General features: G+C 35.4%; 22 protein-coding genes. All 22 read left to right on the forward strand.

Annotated elements, in window-relative coordinates:
* The first annotated feature begins 277 nt into the window (after window positions 1–277).
* The 22 genes from topA (at window position 278) to fliY (ending at window position 21,045) form a co-directional block, all read left to right on the forward strand.
* Window positions 278–2,353: a type I DNA topoisomerase gene (topA, locus tag NST77_RS05665; protein ID WP_095329170.1), complete on the forward strand. Its 2,076-nt coding sequence runs from the start codon at window positions 278–280 to the stop codon at window positions 2,351–2,353.
* Between the two features lie 463 nt (window positions 2,354–2,816).
* A complete protein-coding gene (gene xerC, locus NST77_RS05670) occupies window positions 2,817–3,719 on the forward strand; it encodes a tyrosine recombinase XerC (RefSeq protein ID WP_123257451.1) in 903 nt (300 codons plus the stop codon).
* Between the two features lie 34 nt (window positions 3,720–3,753).
* Entirely contained in the window at window positions 3,754–4,296 is a 543-nt protein-coding gene (gene hslV, locus NST77_RS05675) for an ATP-dependent protease subunit HslV (protein WP_016201113.1), read from the forward strand.
* A gap of 15 nt (window positions 4,297–4,311) precedes the next feature.
* The gene (gene hslU, locus NST77_RS05680; protein ID WP_341122784.1) at window positions 4,312–5,721 is read left to right on the forward strand and encodes an HslU--HslV peptidase ATPase subunit; all 1,410 of its coding nucleotides are present in this window, start codon (window positions 4,312–4,314) and stop codon (window positions 5,719–5,721) included.
* A gap of 98 nt (window positions 5,722–5,819) precedes the next feature.
* On the forward strand, window positions 5,820–6,602 hold the full coding sequence (codY, locus tag NST77_RS05685; protein WP_095329173.1) for a GTP-sensing pleiotropic transcriptional regulator CodY: 783 nt from the start codon (window positions 5,820–5,822) through the stop codon (window positions 6,600–6,602).
* 742 nt (window positions 6,603–7,344) lie between these two features.
* Window positions 7,345–7,728: a flagellar basal body rod protein FlgB gene (gene flgB / locus NST77_RS05690; RefSeq protein WP_095329180.1), complete on the forward strand. Its 384-nt coding sequence runs from the start codon at window positions 7,345–7,347 to the stop codon at window positions 7,726–7,728.
* A gap of 5 nt (window positions 7,729–7,733) precedes the next feature.
* Entirely contained in the window at window positions 7,734–8,186 is a 453-nt protein-coding gene (gene flgC, locus NST77_RS05695) for a flagellar basal body rod protein FlgC (protein ID WP_341122786.1), read from the forward strand.
* Between the two features lie 21 nt (window positions 8,187–8,207).
* Entirely contained in the window at window positions 8,208–8,516 is a 309-nt protein-coding gene (gene fliE / locus NST77_RS05700) for a flagellar hook-basal body complex protein FliE (protein ID WP_095329182.1), read from the forward strand.
* A 157-nt stretch (window positions 8,517–8,673) separates the two neighbouring features.
* The gene (gene fliF, locus NST77_RS05705) at window positions 8,674–10,260 is read left to right on the forward strand and encodes a flagellar basal-body MS-ring/collar protein FliF (protein WP_095329183.1); all 1,587 of its coding nucleotides are present in this window, start codon (window positions 8,674–8,676) and stop codon (window positions 10,258–10,260) included.
* 12 nt (window positions 10,261–10,272) lie between these two features.
* Window positions 10,273–11,289, forward strand: a complete 1,017-nt coding sequence (fliG, locus tag NST77_RS05710) for a flagellar motor switch protein FliG (protein ID WP_095329184.1) — start codon at window positions 10,273–10,275, stop codon at window positions 11,287–11,289.
* Complete coding sequence (gene fliH / locus NST77_RS05715) at window positions 11,282–12,046, forward strand: flagellar assembly protein FliH (RefSeq protein WP_341122787.1); 765 nt, start codon at window positions 11,282–11,284, stop codon at window positions 12,044–12,046. The genes fliG and fliH overlap by 8 nt, the downstream gene beginning before the upstream one ends.
* Window positions 12,043–13,359 carry a flagellar protein export ATPase FliI gene (gene fliI / locus NST77_RS05720; protein ID WP_095329186.1) on the forward strand — a complete coding sequence of 439 codons (1,317 nt, stop codon included), beginning with the start codon at window positions 12,043–12,045 and terminating at the stop codon, window positions 13,357–13,359. Before fliH ends, fliI begins: the two co-directional genes overlap by 4 nt.
* A 4-nt stretch (window positions 13,360–13,363) precedes the next feature.
* A complete protein-coding gene (gene fliJ / locus NST77_RS05725; protein ID WP_095329187.1) occupies window positions 13,364–13,816 on the forward strand; it encodes a flagellar export protein FliJ in 453 nt (150 codons plus the stop codon).
* Window positions 13,817–14,413 carry a MotE family protein gene (locus NST77_RS05730; protein ID WP_095329188.1) on the forward strand — a complete coding sequence of 199 codons (597 nt, stop codon included), beginning with the start codon at window positions 13,817–13,819 and terminating at the stop codon, window positions 14,411–14,413.
* A gap of 31 nt (window positions 14,414–14,444) precedes the next feature.
* Window positions 14,445–16,196, forward strand: a complete 1,752-nt coding sequence (locus NST77_RS05735; RefSeq protein WP_171509519.1) for a flagellar hook-length control protein FliK — start codon at window positions 14,445–14,447, stop codon at window positions 16,194–16,196.
* A 14-nt stretch (window positions 16,197–16,210) separates the two neighbouring features.
* Window positions 16,211–16,855: a flagellar hook assembly protein FlgD gene (flgD, locus tag NST77_RS05740; protein ID WP_171509520.1), complete on the forward strand. Its 645-nt coding sequence runs from the start codon at window positions 16,211–16,213 to the stop codon at window positions 16,853–16,855.
* A gap of 11 nt (window positions 16,856–16,866) precedes the next feature.
* Complete coding sequence (locus NST77_RS05745) at window positions 16,867–17,268, forward strand: TIGR02530 family flagellar biosynthesis protein (RefSeq protein WP_341122788.1); 402 nt, start codon at window positions 16,867–16,869, stop codon at window positions 17,266–17,268.
* Between the two features lie 73 nt (window positions 17,269–17,341).
* Entirely contained in the window at window positions 17,342–18,124 is a 783-nt protein-coding gene (gene flgG / locus NST77_RS05750) for a flagellar basal body rod protein FlgG (RefSeq protein ID WP_123257459.1), read from the forward strand.
* 50 nt (window positions 18,125–18,174) lie between these two features.
* On the forward strand, window positions 18,175–18,396 hold the full coding sequence (locus tag NST77_RS05755) for a flagellar FlbD family protein (RefSeq protein WP_095329193.1): 222 nt from the start codon (window positions 18,175–18,177) through the stop codon (window positions 18,394–18,396).
* A complete protein-coding gene (fliL, locus tag NST77_RS05760; RefSeq protein WP_095329194.1) occupies window positions 18,386–18,814 on the forward strand; it encodes a flagellar basal body-associated protein FliL in 429 nt (142 codons plus the stop codon). The genes NST77_RS05755 and fliL overlap by 11 nt, the downstream gene beginning before the upstream one ends.
* A 31-nt stretch (window positions 18,815–18,845) precedes the next feature.
* The gene (fliM, locus tag NST77_RS05765) at window positions 18,846–19,844 is read left to right on the forward strand and encodes a flagellar motor switch protein FliM (RefSeq protein WP_095329195.1); all 999 of its coding nucleotides are present in this window, start codon (window positions 18,846–18,848) and stop codon (window positions 19,842–19,844) included.
* Window positions 19,834–21,045, forward strand: a complete 1,212-nt coding sequence (gene fliY / locus NST77_RS05770; RefSeq protein ID WP_163185005.1) for a flagellar motor switch phosphatase FliY — start codon at window positions 19,834–19,836, stop codon at window positions 21,043–21,045. The genes fliM and fliY overlap by 11 nt, the downstream gene beginning before the upstream one ends.
* The last annotated feature ends 18 nt before the right edge of the window (window positions 21,046–21,063 follow it).

Genomic DNA, 21,063 nt, shown 5'->3' on the forward strand with positions numbered 1-21,063 from the left:
AACGGAGGGGATTTAGCGGCAGTTAAGAAAGTAAAAACGTTACTCCAAACCAAAGCGTAAGAAATTCCATAAATTTGGAGTTTTTCATGAAACTTCAAAAAAAGTGTTGCTATTTTTATCATTTTGTTATACATTTTGCAACGTATAGATATTTAAAAGATAAAATGATGTAAATAAAGAGAGTGAAAACGTTTGCTAGTTATCGGAATGTTTGACAAATCAAAACATAGTATACAATAATAGTGAATATTTAAATCCCTCTTAAGGAGGACAGTTAATGTCAGATTTTTTAGTAATCGTTGAGTCACCAGCTAAAGCAAAGACAATAGAACGATATTTAGGAAAAAAATATAAAGTGAAAGCATCAATGGGGCACATTAGGGATTTGCCTAAAAGCCAAATGGGTGTTGATATAGAAAAACAATTTGAGCCGAAGTACATAACTATCCGTGGAAAAGGCCCTGTATTAAAAGAACTGAAAACAGCAGCAAAAAAAGCCAAAAAGATTTATTTAGCAGCTGACCCGGATCGTGAAGGAGAGGCAATTGCTTGGCATTTAGCAAATAGCTTAAATGTGGATATCGAATCAGATTGCCGCGTTGTTTTCAATGAGATAACAAAAGATGCCATCAAAGAATCATTTAAGCATCCTCGTGCAATAAATATGGATTTAGTAGATTCTCAGCAGGCTAGAAGAGTTTTAGACCGCTTAGTGGGTTATAATATCAGTCCATTATTATGGAAAAAAGTAAAAAAAGGGCTTAGTGCGGGAAGAGTACAATCAGTTGCAGTACGTCTCATTATTGAAAGAGAACAAGAAATTAAAGAATTTGTACCAGAAGAATACTGGTCCATTGAAGGAAGCTTTATAAAAGGAAAAAATAATTTTGAAGCATCTTTTTATGGTATCAATGGAAAAAAAGTCGAGTTGCATTCAGAAGATGAAGTGAAAAAAATTACTAGTCAGTTAAAAGATAATAAGTTTACTGTCGATAAAGTGAGTAAAAAAGAGCGGAAGAGAAACCCTGCCGTTCCATTTACAACTTCTTCTTTACAGCAGGAAGCTGCCCGCAAATTGAATTTCCGAGCAAAGAAAACAATGATGTTAGCACAGCAATTATATGAAGGTATAGATCTTGGTAAAGAAGGAACAGTGGGTTTGATAACCTATATGAGAACGGATTCCACTAGAATATCAGAGGTTGCACAAAGTGAAGCATATGACTATATAAATAGTCATTATGGCAAAGAGTATACACGTGAAGAGAAGAAACAAGAGAAGAAAAATCCAAAGGTCCAAGATGCCCATGAAGCAGTCCGTCCAACTAGCATTGGTCGTGAGCCGAGTAAGATGAAGGAATATTTATCTCGAGATCAATTTCGATTGTATAAGCTAGTGTGGGAAAGATTTATTGCCAGCCAAATGGCTCCGGCAGTTATGGATACAATGAGTGTGGATTTATCAAATGGTAACGTACTTTTTCGTGCTAATGGTTCAAAAATTAAGTTCCCAGGTTTTATGAAGGTATATGTGGAGGGTACAGATGACAACGTTGATGAGAAAGATCGACAACTCCCAGATTTAAAAGAAGGAGATGTTGTCTTAAATAAGGATATTGATACAAAGCAGCATTTCACTCAGCCACCTCCACGTTATACAGAAGCAAGATTAGTTAGAACACTAGAGGAATTGGGAATAGGAAGACCATCTACATTCGCACCAACCTTAGATACGATTCAAAAACGAGGTTATGTGGCCCTTGATAACAAACGATTTATTCCAACGGAGCTTGGGGAAATTGTTTTAGAGTTAATTTTAGAATTTTTCCCGGAAATATTAAATATTGAGTTTACAGCCAATATGGAACAAGACTTGGATAATATTGAGGCGGGCAAGGTCAATTGGGTAAAGGTTATCGACGATTTTTATAAAACGTTCGAGAAAAGACTGGAAGTTGCAGAACAAGAGATGCAAACCATTGAAATCAAAGATGAGCCAGCTGGAGAGGATTGCGAAGAATGTGGCCACCCGATGGTATTTAAAATGGGCCGTTATGGGAAATTTATGGCATGTAGTAATTTTCCAGAGTGTAGAAATACGAAAGCAATCGTGAAGGATATTGGAGTGAAATGTCCGAAGTGCCATGAAGGAAATATAATTGAAAGAAAAAGTAAAAAACGTAGAATTTTTTATGGTTGTGATCGATTCCCAGAATGTGACTTCATTTCATGGGATAAACCACTACAAAGACCATGTCCAAAATGTGAAAATATGTTAGTGGAGAAAAAATTAAAAAAAGGTGTTCAAGTACAGTGCGTAAACTGTGACTACAAAGAAGAACCACAAAGCTAAAAATAGCTAGAATAAATAAATTTATATGAGGGTGAGCAAATGCTCACTCTCTTGTCACGTTACTGTCGAAGTTTTCTCTCCTAAATTAGATATATAATGGAAGAAAAATAGATGTTTGCGAAAAAAATATTAATTCACTTGAAGTAGAAACTTTTCATTCTTTCAATCGTATAGTAAAATGCTATGAGTGAACATCATCCATACTTTTTAACAGAATAAAAAATGACAATTTATTTACATTTGTAGTATTATTCTAATTCCTTTGTGCTTAAAGCGATATACTCTAAAAAGAAAGTGCCATAAACATTTAGGGTTAGTCCTAATCTCAAAAGGGAAGAATGTAGAAACAATAGGACATGAAAGAATTATTGCGAACAATTCGGAACTTTGTGAAAAATATGTAAATTAATTGATTGTAGCTAAAAAGTATGATAATATGATGAAGCCATTGTGAGGTGAGGTTATGAAACAGGAATTAAACAATCATGTTCAAGCATTTATTGCCTATTTGCAGATTGAAAAAAATTACTCACCATATACAATAGAATTTTATACACAAGATATTAACCAATTCTTTCACTTTATGAAAGATCAAGTAATAGACAAGTTAGAAGACGTGAGTCCATCTGATGTAAGAATATACTTAACAGAGCTTTTTTCAATGCAATTAGCAAGAAAAACAATTGCGCGAAAAATCTCTAGTTTGAGAAGTTTTTATCGTTTTTTGCTTAGGGAAAAAATAGTGGAAAATAACCCGTTTTCTGCTGTATCAATCCCAAAGCTAGAAAAGAGATTACCTGATTTTTTCTACGAGGAAGAATTGCAGCAACTCTTTTTATCATGTGATACGAACACGCCCCTTGGACTAAGAAATAAAGCATTGCTTGAATTATTGTATGCAACCGGCATCCGTGTTGGTGAATGCACAAAAATTCAGTTGAGTGATATTGATTTCAGTGTCTCAACTGTGTTGGTTAGGGGAAAGGGCCAAAAGGAAAGATATGTTCCGTTTGGTAGTTTTGCTCATAATGCTCTGGAAGCGTACATAAAAGCGGGTAGGAATCAGTTGATGAAAAACTCAACAGATCATTCTTATCTGTTTGTTAATTATCGCGGAGGAATTTTAACAGATAACGGAGTTCGTGATATCTTAAATAAAATGATGAATACTTCATCCTCACAAGGGAAAATTCATCCCCATAAATTGAGACATTCATTTGCCACACATTTACTGGCGAATGGTGCAGATATGAGAACCGTTCAGGAATTATTAGGTCATGCATTTTTAACGTCAACACAAATATATACGCATGTCACAAATGAGTATCTAAAAAAGACGTATATGTCTTATCATCCTAGGGCATAGTCAATTGGTAGAAGGAGGAAGTAACATGTCTGAAATGCCACAATTTCATGCAACAACAATTTTTGCAGTTAAACATAAAGGGAAATCAGCAATGTCTGGTGATGGTCAAGTCACGCTTGGAAATGCTGTTGTGATGAAACATACAGCCCGTAAGGTAAGAAAGCTTTTTAATGGGAAAGTAATTGCAGGATTTGCGGGATCAGTTGCGGATGCCTTTACTCTTTTTGAACTATTTGAAGGAAAATTAGATGAGTATAATGGGAACCTACAACGTGCTTCAGTAGAGCTTGCGAAGCTCTGGCGCAGTGATAAAGTTCTTAGAAAACTTGAAGCGATGCTGATCGTAATGAATGAAACGGATCTATTATTGGTATCTGGAACAGGAGAAGTAATAGAACCAGATGATGGTATACTTGCAATTGGATCTGGCGGAAACTATGCTTTAGCAGCTGGCAGAGCACTAAAAACTTACTCAGGAGATAATCTTTCTGCATATGATATCGCTAAAGCAGCTCTAGAGATTGCTGGTGAGATTTGTGTCTATACAAATAATAATATCATCGTGGAAGAATTATAGGGGAGGATTTTTAATATGCAAAAAAGCGCTAGTTTAACACCTCGGCAAATTGTAGAACGACTTGATCAATATATTGTCGGACAAAAAGATGCAAAAAAAGCGGTGGCTGTCGCTTTAAGAAACCGTTTTCGCAGAAGTCTTCTTGATGAAAAGTTAAGAGATGAGATTAGTCCGAAAAATATTTTGATGATTGGACCTACTGGTGTCGGAAAAACGGAAATTGCCAGAAGAATTGCAAAAATTGTTAATGCACCATTTGTTAAGGTAGAAGCTACTAAATTTACAGAGGTGGGATATGTTGGCCGTGATGTAGAATCAATGGTCCGTGATCTTGTCGAAACATCTGTACGCTTGGTAAAGGAAGAGAAGATGTTTCAAGTAAGAGAAAGAGCGGAAGTTGCGGCAAATAATCGTCTCGTTGAATTATTAGTTCCGTCTGCTGCAAAGAAAACATCCAGTTATAAAAACCCTCTGGAAATGCTTTTCGGCGGCGGTGGGGCAGACACAGAGGAAGAAGAGCCTACTGTAGAAGAAACTAGTAAATCAGAAAAGAGAAAAATAGTAAAAGAAAAGCTTGCTCTAGGTGAACTGGAAGATGAAGTGGTTTCTGTAGAAGTGGAAGAACAACAGCCTTCTATGTTTGATATGCTCCAAGGTTCTGGTATGGAACAAATGGGGATGAATATGCAGGACGCTTTAAGTAGTTTTATGCCGAAAAAGAAGAAAAAGCGAAAACTAACAGTTAGGGAAGCACGTACAATATTAACAAACGAGGAAGCTCAAAAATTAATCGATATGGATGAGGTTACCCAAGAAGCAGTCGTTCGTGCTGAGCAAATGGGAATGATATTTATCGATGAAATTGATAAAATTGCCAGCAAATCAAACAGTAGTTCTTCAGCTGATGTTTCCAGAGAAGGTGTGCAGCGAGATATTTTACCTGTAGTAGAAGGATCAACGGTTGTGACAAAATATGGATCAGTTAAAACAGACCATGTATTGTTTATTGCTGCTGGAGCATTTCATATGTCAAAGCCTTCTGATTTAATTCCAGAGCTACAAGGAAGATTTCCGATTCGTGTAGAACTTACTAAATTAACAGTGGATGATTTTTATCGTATTCTTGTGGAACCAGATAATGCGTTGATTAAGCAATACCAAGCATTATTGTATACAGAAGGTATAGAAATTGAATTTTCTGACGAATCTATTCGTAAGATAGCTGAAGTGGCTTATGAAGTCAATCAAAATACAGACAATATCGGTGCGCGAAGACTGCATACTATTCTCGAAAAATTATTGGAAGATCTGTCTTTCGAAGCACCAGAAATAACAATGGAAAAAATAACGATTACTCCAAAGTATGTGGAGGAGAAGTTAGGAGCCATCTCAAGAAATAAGGATTTAAGTCAATTTATACTCTAATGAAAGCCAATTGGAATTTAAACTCCTGAATTGTTAAAGGTATAAGTAGACATAGATTTATTTCAAGTGTTGGTTTTAGTTAACAGGAGGAATAAAAAATGGATTTATTAACAAAAACGAGAAAAATTAATGCAATGTTACAAAGAGCTGCTGGAAAACCAGTTAATTTCAAAGAAATGTCTGAAACATTAAGTGATGTTATCGAAGCAAATATCTTTGTTGTTAGCAGAAGAGGAAAATTATTAGGTTTTGCAGTTCATCAGCAAATCGAAAATGATCGTATGAAAAAAATGTTTGAAGATCGTCAATTCCCTGAGGAATACACAAATAGCTTGTTTAATATTCAATCAACTTCTAGTAATTTAGAAATTGAAAGTGAATATACTGCTTTCCCAGTTGAAAATAAAGAATTATTTGCTAAAGGGTTAACAACTATTGTACCAATTATTGGTGGAGGAGAAAGATTAGGAACATTAATTCTTGCAAGATTACAAGAACAATTCCAAGACGATGATTTGATTCTTGCTGAATACGGTGCTACTGTTGTTGGTATGGAAATTCTTCGTGAAAAAGCAGAAGAAATTGAAGAAGAAGCAAGAAGTAAAGCGGTTGTTCAAATGGCAATCAGTTCACTATCCTATAGTGAATTAGAAGCTATTGAGCATATTTTTGAAGAATTAAACGGAAGTGAAGGCTTATTAGTAGCTTCTAAAATCGCAGACCGTGTAGGAATTACAAGATCTGTAATTGTCAACGCATTGCGTAAATTAGAAAGTGCTGGTGTTATTGAGTCTCGTTCATTAGGAATGAAAGGTACTTATATAAAAGTGCTTAACGATAAATTCTTATTAGAACTTGAAAAGTTAAAAACAAATAAATAAGGATAAAATATTATTCATTATAAAAAAAACCTTTTTCTTTAATAGAAAAGGTTTCAGACTGTCGACAAACTCCTAATTCGGTAATTAGGAGTTTGTCTTAGTTTATAAATATACATTATTTTAAATAAGAGTTAATTTCCGTTGCAGGGGTTCGCTTTCCGTGGGGCTCGCGCTGAGCCGCTTCCGCCTAAAGGCCTGCAGGGTCTCAGACTGTCTCGCAGATCCCACAGGAGTCTCACCCCTTTCACTCCAATCAATGCATAATAATTCCATTTGCATTTCCTAAATTCCTTTTGTCAACAAGTTGAAACCTTTTTCTTTAATAGAAAAGGTTTTTTTATGTGACAAAAATAGAGAGGATTTTTTGAAATCATCAATCGAATAGCTAATAAGCTATGTACATATTATTCGACAAAAACCGCGTATTTTCCATTTATTTTTCATTTACATTACAGTATGGCAAAAGGTATATTAAATCTCATAGCAGAAAAAGGGAAGCGATTAGTAAGTTATAACTATGATAATAGTAACATCGGCATAGTGAAAAAACATTTTTTACCCTGATTTAAGATAATTTAAACCAAATATTAACTAAAATAGGAAAAAAGAATCACTAAAATATTCCTCTTTTCCATGGACATATTATTACAAATTAATTAAAATTAAAACTATCATGTAAAAATCGTCATCAAAAAACAAAAATCAACATTTTTTTCAAAATGACTGCTCGAGGTGTGATGAAGTGAAACTTTTCTCAAATACAATAACTACCTTAGAAAATGCAATAAATTATTCGAATCAAAAGCAAAAAGTAATCTCGCAAAATATTGCAAATGTTGACACGCCGAATTATAAAGCAAAGACAGTGACTTTTAAAGATTCGTTATCTAGTGCAATGGAAGCTAATGTAACGAATAGTAAGCATATTCCGTTTTCAGCTCCTAATACTGCTTCAACATCTGTCATTACAAAGAATAGAGTTACTTACAATAACAGCGGAAATAGTGTCGATATGGAAAAAGAGATGACAGACCTTGCGACAAACCAAATCTATTACAATGCATTAGTAGATCGAATTAGCGGAAAATTTAGTTCCCTTGAAAATGTAATTAGGGGAGGTAAGTAATAAAAATGACCATTTTTACTAGTATGAATACTACTGCTTCTGCTTTAACAGCACAACGGCTAAGAATGGATGTAATTTCATCTAATATGGCAAATGTTGATACAACAAGAGGTAGATTAGTAAATGGTGAGTGGGAGCCATACAAAAGAAAACAAGTAGTGTTTCAAGAACAAGAAGGATCATTTGCCTCTCATTTAAATGCTGCAAGAGGGAATAGCGCGAATATTGCAGGTGGAGTGAAGGTGTCACGCATTGTAGAAGATGATACACCGTTTGAAATGGTGTACGATCCGGAGAACCCAGAAGCGGACGAAACAGGATATGTTCGTATGCCCAATGTGGACCCTTTACGAGAGACGGTTGATTTAATGAGTGCATCAAGATCATATGAAGCAAATGTGACTGTTTTAAATGCATCAAAAAGTATGTTAATGAAAACATTAGAAATCGGTAAATAAAACAAAAAAAGGAGTACTTAAATGGAACCAATTAATTTTTCATCCGTATCATCTGCATTACCGTTAACAAATTCGGCAACGAGTAATAAGACAGCTGTAGCAGATACGCAAAAAAAATTTGCTTCGTTTTTAAAAGAATCAATTAACAATGTAAATCAAGCGCAAAACGAATCAGATATGCTAACAAATAAGTTAGCAAGAGGAGAAAACGTTGATTTATCTCAGGTGATGATTGCCTCGCAAAAAGCAAGCATTACCATGCAAGCTACGTTAGAAATTCGCAATAAGGCAGTAGAAGCTTATCAAGAAATGATGCGAATGTCAGTTTAATGTAAGACTGTTTTCTATAAAGATTACACTTTTAGTAAGAAAACGAAGTTGCTTCTACTATAGACAAGTAAGTGTCCATGCCATTTAAGTAGAAGACAGTCAATATAAAAGATGGGCGGTTTATACCTATACAAATTACGGTAGCCGGGGGAAGAGAATGAAAGAGAATCTAAATAAAATATTTAATCCTTTAAAAGAGTTTTGGCAAAGTCGTTCTAAAAAGCAAAAGACTGTGATAACAGGTAGCGGACTTTTGCTTATTCTAATTGCTGTGTTTGCGACTTATTTTTTTACAAGAGTAACGTTAGTGCCATTATACAGCAATTTAACACCTTCTGAAACGGGAGCTATTAAGGAGAATCTAGATAGTAAAGGGATAACTTCTGAAATATCAGGTGGAGGTACCGTGATTAGTGTTCCAGAGGAAGTAGTCGATACATTAAAAGTACAACTTGCGGCAGAAGGGATACCTAAGTCTGGTAGTATTGATTATTCCTTTTTTAGTGAGAATGCAAGCTTTGGAATGACAGATAACGAATTTAATGTATTAAAATTAGATGCCCTGCAGACGGAAATTGCTAATTTAATAAAGGGTGTTGATGGAATTAATGATGCCAATGTTGTTATCACATTACCAGAAGAAAGTGTATTTGTTTCAGATCAAGGGGGAGAAGCTACAGCTTCGATTGTATTAAATACAAAGCCGGGCTATAACTTCTCTGAAAATCAAATAGAAGGGTTATATACACTCGTGTCCAAAAGTGTACCAAACCTTCCTACAGATAATATCGTCATTACGAATCAAAACTTTGAGTATTTTGATTTAAATTCTTCAGATAATTCTGCGACAGATACTTTTACTGCGCAAAATAATGTGAAAAAGCAAATTGAACGTGATATTCAAAGACAAGTCCAAACAATGCTAGGGACGTTGATGGGCCAAGATAAAGTTGTAGTGTCTGTTACTGCTGATATAGACTTTACCCAAGAAAACAGAGAAGAAAACCTAGTTACGCCAGTTGATGAAGAAAATATGGCGGGAATTGAAATAAGTGCACAGAATATTACAGAAACATATACAGGTGAAAATGCTGCCGGTGGAGTTGTGCAGGCAGAAGACGATGCAGATGTAACTACTTATAATTCAGAAACAGGATCCGGAAATGGCAACTATGAAAAAGTCGATCAAACCGTTAATAGGGAAGTAAATCGGATAAAAAAACAAATTGTGGAGAGTCCTTATAAAGTTCGTGATTTAGGTATTCAAGTAATGGTAGAGCCACCTGATGCAAATGATTCTACTTCCTTACCACAGGAAAGTATCGATGATATTTCTAATATATTAGGGACAATTGTTAGAACTTCAATTGATAAAACATCAACAGGTGGAGAATTAACAGATGAGGATATCCAAAGTAAGATTGCTGTGTCTGTACAACCGTTTAACGGTAAAAAACAAGCAGCAGACGTTGTTCAAGCATCAATCCCATGGTGGATTTACGCTGTTGGAGGAGGCTTGCTTGCAGTTATTATTCTATTAATCTTCTTCGTTATGAAAGCAAGAAAGAAAAAACAGGAAGAAGAAATAGAAGAAATTATTCAGCCGGTTGCTCCTGTAGCAGATATTAATGAGGAACAACAAGAATCAGAAGGAACAATAAGACGAAAACAGCTTGAAAAAATGGCGAAAGAAAAACCAGAGGAATTTGCAAAATTACTTCGTACATGGATTACGGAAGATTAAGGGGTGGTGTAGATGGCAAGAAAAGAATCAAATGAGTTATCTGGGAAACAGAAAGCGGCCATTCTCCTTATATCGCTAGGTCCTGATGTTGCAGCTTCGGTTTATAAGCATTTGAGTGAGGAAGAAATTGAGAAACTATCTTTAGAAATATCAGGAGTTAGAAAGGTCGAGAATACTTCTAAAGAAAGTGTTTTAGAAGAATTTCATAATATTGCGCTTGCTCAAGATTATATTTCACAAGGTGGTATTGGGTATGCAAAAACGGTGTTAGAAAAGGCTCTTGGGACAGAACAAGCGTCGATTATTTTAAATAGGCTTACTTCTTCTCTGCAAGTAAGACCTTTTGATTTTGCGAGAAAAGCAGATCCAAACCAAATATTAAATTTTATTCAAAATGAACATCCGCAGACGATTGCGTTAATTTTATCTTACTTGGATCCCACTCAGGCAGGTCTAATCCTGTCTGAGCTTCCACAGGAAGTTCAAGCTGATATTGCGAAGAGAATTGCTGTAATGGATAGTACTTCACCTGAAATTATTAACGAAGTCGAGCAAATATTAGAAAGAAAATTATCGAGCACTGTTACGCAAGATTATACTCAAACTGGTGGTATTGAAGCGGTTGTTGAAGTACTAAATGGAGTCGATAGAGCAACAGAGCGGACTATTTTAGACGCACTCGAAATCCAAGATCCAGAATTAGCAGAAGAAATTAAAAAGAGAATGTTTGTCTTTGAAGATATCGTTACATTGGATAATAGAGCAATTCAAAGAATTATTCGTGATTGTGAAAATGAAGATCTTATGCTTGCACTTAAGGTATCTGGCGATGAAGTGAAAGAAATTGTTTATGGCAACATGTCTACTAGAATGGCTGAGTCCTTTAAAGAAGAGATGGAATTTATGGGACCTGTACGCTTGAAGGATGTAGAAGAAGCACAATCAAGAATTGTTGGTATTATCAGACGTCTTGAGGATGCTGGCGAAATCGTAGTTGCCCGAGGCGGAGGAGATGATATCATTGTCTAGATTAATAAAGTCAAGATATTCAAAGCCAGATGACGCTAATGAGAAAGTTATTTCGATTAAGTATATAGATACCTTCAATGCTGAGGTGGATCTTTCTAGGGAAGTTACACAAACGGAATATAACAGAATAGTAGAGTCGGCTCGGAAAGAAGCAGATGAAATGAAAGCCCAAGCTTTGGAAGAAGCCGAACTTATACGAGCACAGCTTATGGAAGAAAGACAAAACTGGGATATAGAAAAAGGGAATTTAATTGAAGAAGCGAGGAAAAATGGTTTTCAAGCAGGTTACGAAGAAGGTCAAAATGTAGGATATAATGAAATGTTAAGTTTTATTCAACAAGCGAAAGACACAGTAACTGCATCAAAAGAGGATTACGAAAAATACTTACAATCTGCTGAAACTACTATATTGGAGCTTGCAATTGAAGTTGCCGAAAAAATTATGAATAACAAGATAAAAGAAGAGGAAGAAAACTTCCTCTATCTTGTACAAAATGCTCTTAAAGAAGTAAGGAAACAGAAGGAAATACAGTTACATGTCAGTCCTATCCATTATGAAATGGTAATAGCAGAAAAAGAAGAATTGTTACAACTATTTCCGATTAAGCCAAATCTTTTCATTTTCCCTGATGAAACGATTGATGAAAATGCTTGTATTATCGAAACGGCAAACGGGCGTTTAGATGCAAGTGTTGATACGCAATTGCTTATGATTAAAAATAAGTTACTTGAAATATTGGAGAGTGAAGAAGGGTGAAAGCACTTGAGTTACTAAGCTCGATTTCGTCCATTGACACTTATAAGCAATATGGCCGTGTGAATAAAGTTGTAGGGTTAATGATTGAATCACAGGGACCGGAAAGTTCTATTGGTGATGTGTGTAATATCCACATTGGTACAAAGCATAAACGAATTATCAAGGCAGAAGTTGTAGGGTTTAATGAGGGGAATATCATTTTAATGCCATATACAACTGTCCAAGACATTTCACCAGGCTGTTTAGTAGAAGCCTCTTCTGAGCCATTAGAAATTAAGGTTGGACCAGGATTAATAGGTACTGCGGTTGATGCTTTAGGAATGCCTTTAGACGGATCGATGTTACCAAAAGGGTTGAAGTCTGTTCCAATTGATCAAGAGCCTCCTAATCCAATGACAAGACCACCTATTTCCCAATCGATGGAAGTAGGAGTTCGGTTAATTGATGGACTTTTAACGGTTGGCACTGGACAAAGACTTGGGATTTTTGCAGGTAGTGGTGTTGGGAAAAGTACATTGCTAGGAATGATTGCCAGAAATACAAAAGCAGATTTAAATGTGATCGCCTTGATAGGGGAACGCGGTAGAGAAGTACGAGAATTTATTGAACGTGACTTAGGGCCAGAGGGGCTGAAGCGATCGATTGTTGTTGTTGCAACATCTGATCAACCAGCTTTAATGCGAATTAAGGGTGCGTATACTGCTACTGCTATTGCCGAATATTTTCGCGATAAAGGATTAAATGTCATGTTAATGATGGATTCTGTTACTCGGGTTGCAATGGCGCAAAGAGAAGTGGGACTTGCTATTGGTGAACCGCCGACCACAAAAGGATATACACCTTCTGTATTTGCTATCTTGCCAAAACTCTTAGAAAGAACGGGAACAAACGAATTTGGAAGTATAACAGCCTTTTATACCGTATTGGTTGATGGGGATGATATGAATGAACCGATCGCAGATACCGTACGCGGTATTTTAGATGGCCATTATGTATTAGACCGTGAGCTTGCTAATAAAGGGCAATATCCTGCTGTGAATGTCTTAAAAAGTGTAAGCCGCGTGATGAATCATGTTGTCTCAAAAGAGCATGTAAAAGCGGCCGAGCGATTACGAGATCTTTTGAGTACTTATATGAATTCGGAAGATTTAATCAACATAGGTGCCTATAAAAAAGGTTCTTCTAAAGAGATTGATACAGCAATTAGGTTATATCCTAGCATCCTATCTTATATAAAGCAGGAAACAGATGAAAAGGTTTCAATTGAGGAGAGCCTTCATTCCTTATTAACTTTAGTTGGAACAGAGGGATAAAAAGATGAGCTATCAATTTAAATTCGAAAAAATTTTAACGATTCGCGAAAGAGAAAAAGAGGAAGCAAGCTCTGCTTACAATCAATCGGTAAACAGATTTGAAGAAGCGGCTGAAAATCTCTATGAGCTGTTGAAAAGAAAAGAAGATCTGGAAGCATATCAAGCAGAAAAAATGATGTCCGGATTATCGGTTCAAGAAATTAGACACCATCAGCAATTCGTGGGCAATTTAGCAAAAACAATTGAACATGCCCAAAAAATGGTGCAAAATGCACGGAATTCAATGGTTTATTTTCAAGAGAAAATGCTTGAAAAAAACCTTGAAGTAAAAAAGTTTGTGAAAATAAAAGAAAAAGACCATTCGAATTATTTAGCAATAGCAAGAGCGGAAGAGGCCAAGCAAATGGATGATATTTCTCTTCAACAATACATGCAACATGAAAAGGTAGGTGGCTAAATGGAAAATTCATGGGAAGAAAAAAAGAAGCCATTTAATATTTTTCAACGATTTCTTATGGTTGCAGTCATTCCGACAATATTTGCAATCATCGTTCTCGTCCTTTTGCTTATGTATTCAGGAGCAGATGTTGCAGAGAAAGGAAAAGAGTTATTAAATGCAATTCCTTTTCTGAGTGAAGAAAAAAAATCTACCGATAAATTACTGGAAAATAATAAAAATACAATTAGCTCTTTACAAACAAAGCTAAAAGAACGAGATAAAGAAATAAAGTCACTAGAATCACAATTAGAAAATAGTGAAAATAGATTTCAATCTGCTAATTCGGAAAAAGAGAAGCTGCAGAGTGAGTTACAATCTCTCCAGTCAGCCCAAGAGGAAACAAAGAAAGCTATGAATGAGATTGTTAAAACATATGAAACAATGTCTCCGAAAAATGCAGCGGCTATTTTATCAGAAATGAGCGAAAAGGAAGCAATGAAAATTTTGGGAGAGCTTAAACCAGCAAAACTTGCTTCGGTATTAGAGAAAATGGAGCCACCTGTTGCATCCAAATATACAGAGCTGCTATCAAAATCAGCAAAAGCAAGTCAATAAAACTTAAATTGGCTAGAAAGGGGGTGAAAAATTGCAATTAGAACTGATAAATTCATTGCGAAAAGTGGAAGTAGCTAGTGGAAACAAAGGGATGCTAAACGAAAAACTTGGCGGAAAGTTTTTATTGCTGATAAATTCTTTACAAACAACTAATCAACAAGAAAAATCAAGTCCAAAAGTTGCTCAAGATCAACAGAAAGAAGGCTTAAATCAGCTTTTAGCATTATTGTCTAGTTCATCAAAAGAAATTCCCAATGAAGAAATTTCTATGAGTCTAGAAAAGCTATGGAATACTTACTATGATATTTCAGATCAAAGTGGTATCAATGATTTAGAAGCGACCGATATGGAAGGTATCATAGCTGCAACATTTATTAAGATTGAAAACAAGATTACTCAAGTATTAATAGAAGGACAAAATTCGAGGATAACTCCAGAAATGTTTAATCATACAGAGTTACCAGATTTATTTTCTGATTTAAAGCTGCTTGAGAAAACAGTAAAAAGTTTACCTGATCTTACTATCAATGAAAAAATTGCTGAAACCGTCGAAGATTTACAAGGATTTATTCTTTCCTTAAACAATTTTTTTGAACAAAATGTGTACTCGAATGAAAGCATAGCAGGTACGGTGCAAAGCGCTGAACAGAACGTGGAACCTTTTGTAGAGGGTGAGAGTGAACTAAAGAAAGTAGCTTTCAGTCAAAATAAAGCTAATCCTGCCTATACTATGATTACAAGTGATGCTAATTCTGGTAAGGAAAACTTGGTATCTGGAGGTTTTTTTGCTTCTGTTGTCAAAGAGATAGAAAATCAAAAAGTACTGAATAATGAAATTTCAAAAAATACTACTGGGAACTTCCTTTCAGAGGATATACCAGTCGATATTGCAATTAATGATATTAAAGAAGATTTTCAAAAAAAAATTCCCGAAGTCGATCAGAAACTAACAGCAATGCAAAATCGTTTGTTACAAGAAAACAGAAATGTTGTTGGGAAGGGACAACAACTGGCAATGCAGAAATTAGTGTCTTCAGAAACAACGCAAGCTAATCTTAACCGTGTAGCAGGGACAGAAAATGGTATTGCGGCAGCGACAACGGAGCTAAAGACAATTATATCTTCTATTCTTGGAAAATTAGATAAGCAATTAGTCGAAAAGAATACGATTCTACCAAAAATGGTTAACCCCATTATGGTAAGCTCCTTAAGAAAGTCAGGAGAGTTATTAGGGTCAAATACAGAAATAAAGGGAAACGTTGAAGTTGGTGAAGGAGATACAGACACAAAAATATTATCATCTATTCCAACTACTTTTCTGAAGCAAGACCCGCTTATGCTCCTAAGTGATTCAGGAGAAGCGATCCATTCGAAAAGGGTAGAAGAACAATTTGTAAAAATTTTGGCAAATAGTACATTTACTAAAACGAGCGATATGCAAAAGCTAACTATTCGACTAGCGCCAGATCATTTAGGATCTATTCGAATTGAGGTAACTCAGAATGAAGGAAATATGATTGCTCGAATTATTACTGCGAATACTGAGGCGAAAGACGTACTGGAAAAACAACTTACTAGTTTGAAACATGGTTTAACCGCGCAGAATTTACAAGTTGATAAAGTGGATATTGTTGTTTCTCCACAACCTCAAGATAGGTTGCAAAGAGATCAGCAGCAAGAACAGCAACATCCACATCAGCAAAGAGAAAAGAAAGATGAAAATGATGATGAGAATAAACAAAAAGCTTCTTTTATTGAGGAGTTATTAAATATTGAAGTATAGAGGAGCAAGTACCGATGGCAAATACAATAAATGACCCTTCTCTCTCTTTATCAGAATATCAGAAATCGAAATCTAATACTTCCACAGGCAGCTCATCGCTAGGAAAAGATGCTTTCTTGAAGCTTTTAATTACACAATTACAAAACCAAGATCCAACAAGTCCAATGGATGATAAAGAGTTTATCGCACAAATGGCTCAGTTCTCAAGTTTGGAACAAATGCAAAATTTAAATACTGCGATGACTAATTTAATCTCTCTGCAAACTCAGTCGAATCTTATCTCATACGGGCAATTTATTGGTCAAGAAGTAAATTGGAGCAAAGTAGTAACTGATAAAGCTGGGAATGACAAAACATATTCTGGTACCGGAAAGGTGAGTTCGATTGCTTATTCAGAAGACAGTGTGATCTTCACATTGGAGGATGGAACAAAAATTGTGCCTGCTAACATATCAAGTATGAATAAAAATGCTTCGGAAAATAATCTTGTGCTAGCAAGTCAATTGATTGGAAAAAACGTTTCTTATTTGAATGAGAATGAGGATGAAGTAAGTAATAAAGTTCTGTCTGTGTCCTTGAAAAATGGACAAATTCAACTAACTTTAGGTGATGATGCAGAAACGAAAATTACTTCAGGACAAATTATAAAAATTGAATAGGAAGTGATTAAATGGATAAGCCAGTTTATCCTTCCATAAAATCACATGCAGCAATTAAAAATGGTATTGAGGCGCTTAAAACTAAGTCAACTTTGCATAAAGCCCAAAACATTCCATCATTTTCTACTCATTTACAACAGTCTATTTCTTCATTAAATACGCTGAATATTAGTAAACATGCTAATGAAAGACTTCAGGAGCGAGGAATTAAGATAGATGCTGCTAAATGGAGGGCGATCGAGGAAAAGGTTACCGAGGCAAAGAAGATGGGAATAAAGGAATCGTTAGTACTTTTAAATGATGCAGCCTTAATTGTTAGTGCAAAAAATAATACTGTAATAACGGCAATGGACCGTGAAGAAGCAACAAACCAAATTTTTACTAATATAAATGGAACAATTATTATGAATTAAAAGGCTGGACCAAAATTGGGGGCCAAAAACTGCTGAGTGATAGACGCAGTTCATTCGAAGGGAGATAATATAAATGTTACGTTCATTATATTCAGGGATAAGCGGAATGAAAAACTTTCAAACAAAATTAGATGTTATTGGGAATAATATCTCCAATGTAAACACTTATGGTTTTAAAAAAGGTCGTACGACATTCAGTGATTTGATTAGTCAAACGGTTTCTGGTGCAACAGCTCCTGCAAATGGAAATGGTGGTACGAATTCGAAGCAAATCGGGCTAGGATCTCAGCTTGCTTCAATTGATACGGTTCATACTCAAGGACCTACACAATATACAGGCAGAGGGCTTGATTTGGCAATTTCTGGTGAGGGGTACTTTGTTGTAGAAGATGGAGAGGGTAATCCATTTTATACTAGAGCAGGGAACTTTTACTTTGATGAAGACCGAAATATTGTTACATCAAGTGGACTTAAAGTGTCTGGTGTAGGTACTATTCCAGCCTCAGCAAAAAGTTATAGCATAGGTACGGATGGAACCATTACTTATGTTGCTGAAAATGGAGAAACACAAAATGCTGGACAAATTGTACTTGCAAAGTTTAATAATCCAGAAGGGTTAGAGAAAGTAGGCGGGAATATTTTTCAGGTTTCTAATAACTCTGGAGATGCTATTTTGTCTACTCCTGGACAAGCAGGTACTGGTTCAGTTAATAGTAGTTACTTAGAAATGTCAAACGTTGACCTATCAGAAGAATTTACAGATATGATCGTTTCTCAAAGAGGTTTTCAGGCAAATACAAAAATCATTACAACTTCAGATGAAATTCTTCAAGAATTAGTTAATTTAAAACGATAATTTAATTGGAGGGGCAGGGGTTATTCGTAAGGTTAGCCCCTAATAAAAAAATGATACAGTTAACTCGGCTAAATGGAAAAAAGTTTTTACTTAATGCTTTATTTATTGAAACAGTCGAATCTTTTCCTGATACAACGATAACTTTAACTAATGGAAATAAATTTGTTGTTAAAGAAAGTGAAGAGGATGTATTAGAGAAAATGAATCATTTTTTTCAAAAAGTAAACCTCTTCGGATTACCACATGTGGGAGAGAAAGACGATGAAGAATAATAAAGTTATTATTATAATGCTCGTTTTATTATTAGTTATTACACTGGCAGGAGCAGGAGCTTTCATTTATATTTGGAAATTTACTGGCGAGCAAAAGACAAATGAACCTTCGATTGACGAAATCTTGGAATCTTCTGTGGATATTGAGGAAATGACGACAAATTTAGCTTCTAATAATTTCATCCGAATATCCTTTAAGATCCAGACAGATAGTAAGGAAGCAAAGGAAGAATTAGAAAAGAGAGATTTTCAAGTTAAGAATATTATTATTCAAGAATTATCTGAGAAAAAATCAGAAGAATTAAAAGGGAAAAATGGCCAAATTAAATTAGAGAACGATCTTAAGGATAAAATTAATGAACTGATGCAAGAAGGCAAAGTAGTCCAAGTTTATATTGTAAACTCTCTACTCCAATAAAATAAAAGAGAATAGATGGAGGTGAGTAATTTTGTCAGCTGATATTTTATCCCAAAATGAAATAGATGCCCTGCTATCTGCTTTATCATCTGGTGAAATGGATGCAGATGAGCTGAAAAAAGAACAACTGGAAAAAAAGGTCAAGGTATATGATTTTAAAAGAGCATTACGGTTTTCGAAGGATCAAATTCGAAGCTTAACAAGAATTCATGAGAATTATGCTAGATTATTAACAACTTTTTTCTCTGCACAATTAAGGACATATGTGCAAATATCTGTTACATCAGCAGATCAAATTCCATACGAAGAGTTCATTCGTTCGATTCCGAAAATGACTATTTTAAATGTATTCGATGTTCCGCCGCTAGAAGGCAGAATCTTGATGGAAGTAAATCCTAATATTGCCTATGCTATGATGGACCGAATGATGGGCGGTAGAGGCAGCAGTCTAAATAAAGTGGAAAATTTGACAGAAATTGAAACGAAAATTATGTCAAATACATTCGAAAGTGCCTTTGATCATTTTAGAGAGGCAATGGAAGATTTAGTGGATATTGAACCAAGTCTTGCTGAATTCGAAGTAAATCCACAGTTTTTACAAATGGTTTCTCCTAATGAAACGGTTGTAGTAATTTCCTTAAGTACTACAATTGGGGAAACAAGTGGAATGATAAATATTTGTATTCCGCATGTGGTGCTAGAGCCGATTATTCCGAAGCTATCCGGGCATTATTGGATGCAGGCAGAGAAAAAGGAGAGATTACCTGAATTTACTGCTCGTTTAGAAGAAAATATTCAGCAATCGATTGTGCCGGTTGTCGCTGAACTTGGAACTTCTGATATTTCCATCCAGGATTTTTTAATGTTGGACATTGGAGATGTTATTGAAATGAATCAAACGATACAACAGCCCTTAATCATTAAAGTTGGAGATATCCCTAAATTTATTGGACAACCTGGTAAATTAAATAAAAAAATGGCTGTTCAAGTATTAGGAACTTTAGAGGAGGGGAAGGAAGATGGTGAGTAAGGATATGCTTTCACAAGATGAAATAGATGCTCTCTTAAGGGGAGATAGTGATACAAATGATAGTTCAGAAATGGATGCAGAAAAGTATTTATCAGATATAGAGAAAGATACGTTAGGAGAAATCGGAAATATATCCTTTGGTAGCTCAGCGACAGCTCTGTCTACGTTATTAAATCAGAAAGTAGATATTACGACACCTACCGTAAGCGTAATATGCAAGAATATGCTGGCAGATGAGTTTCCCCAACCTTATGTCGCAATAAGGGTTAATTATACAGAAGGATTTTCGGGCATGAATTTACTTGTTATTGAACAAGCAGATGCAGCTGTTATTGCTGATTTGATGCTTGGGGGAGATGGATTGAATACAAATCCTGAAATGTTAGGAGAAATCCAGCTAAGCGCAGTGCAAGAAGCGATGAACCAAATGATGGGATCTGCTGCAACATCCATGTCTACCATTTTTAGCAAAAAAGTAGATATTTCTCCACCAAGTATCGATATTTTAAACATTCATGATGGAGAAGGAACGGAGTCGATTCCGGATGAAGATGTCTTAGCTAAAATTTCTTTTCGAATTAAGATTGGGGATTTAATTGATTCAAAGATCATGCAAGTATTACAGCTTTCTTTTGCGAAAAAGTTAGTGGAAGGGTTAATAAATCCTAATAATAGAGAAGAAGAAGTTTCCAATATTCCCGAAGTGGATTATAATTCAGTATATGAGCCAAAAGAACCAATGCAAGAGTCACATGCAACGGCTAATTACCAAACAGCTTCAAATCCAATGGCGAATAATCCTGTTAATACTAATTCTCAGCCAGCAAATGTGACGCAGCAGCAATATTTTGGTTCAGGAAATCATACACAAGGTCCACCACCAAATGTGCAGCCTGCAGGATTTTCTAGTTTTGATACACCGACTTCAACCGTTACAGAAACAAAGAATTTGGATATGTTACTAGATATACCATTACAAGTAACGGTTGAGCTTGGCAGAACGAAGCGATCAGTTAAGGAAATTCTAGAGTTGTCTTCAGGCTCTATTATTGAATTAGACAAGTTAGCAGGAGAACCTGTTGATATTCTTGTAAATAACCGATTGGTTGCACAAGGAGAAGTAGTGGTAATTGATGAGAATTTCGGTGTGCGTGTAACTGATATTGTTAGTCAAAAGGATCGATTAAAAAATTTAAAATAATTTTTGGGGGTTTTGAGG

It is taken from the genome of Niallia sp. FSL W8-0177 (genome assembly GCF_038006285.1).
Classification (GTDB): Bacteria; Bacillota; Bacilli; order Bacillales; family Cytobacillaceae; genus Niallia; species Niallia circulans_A.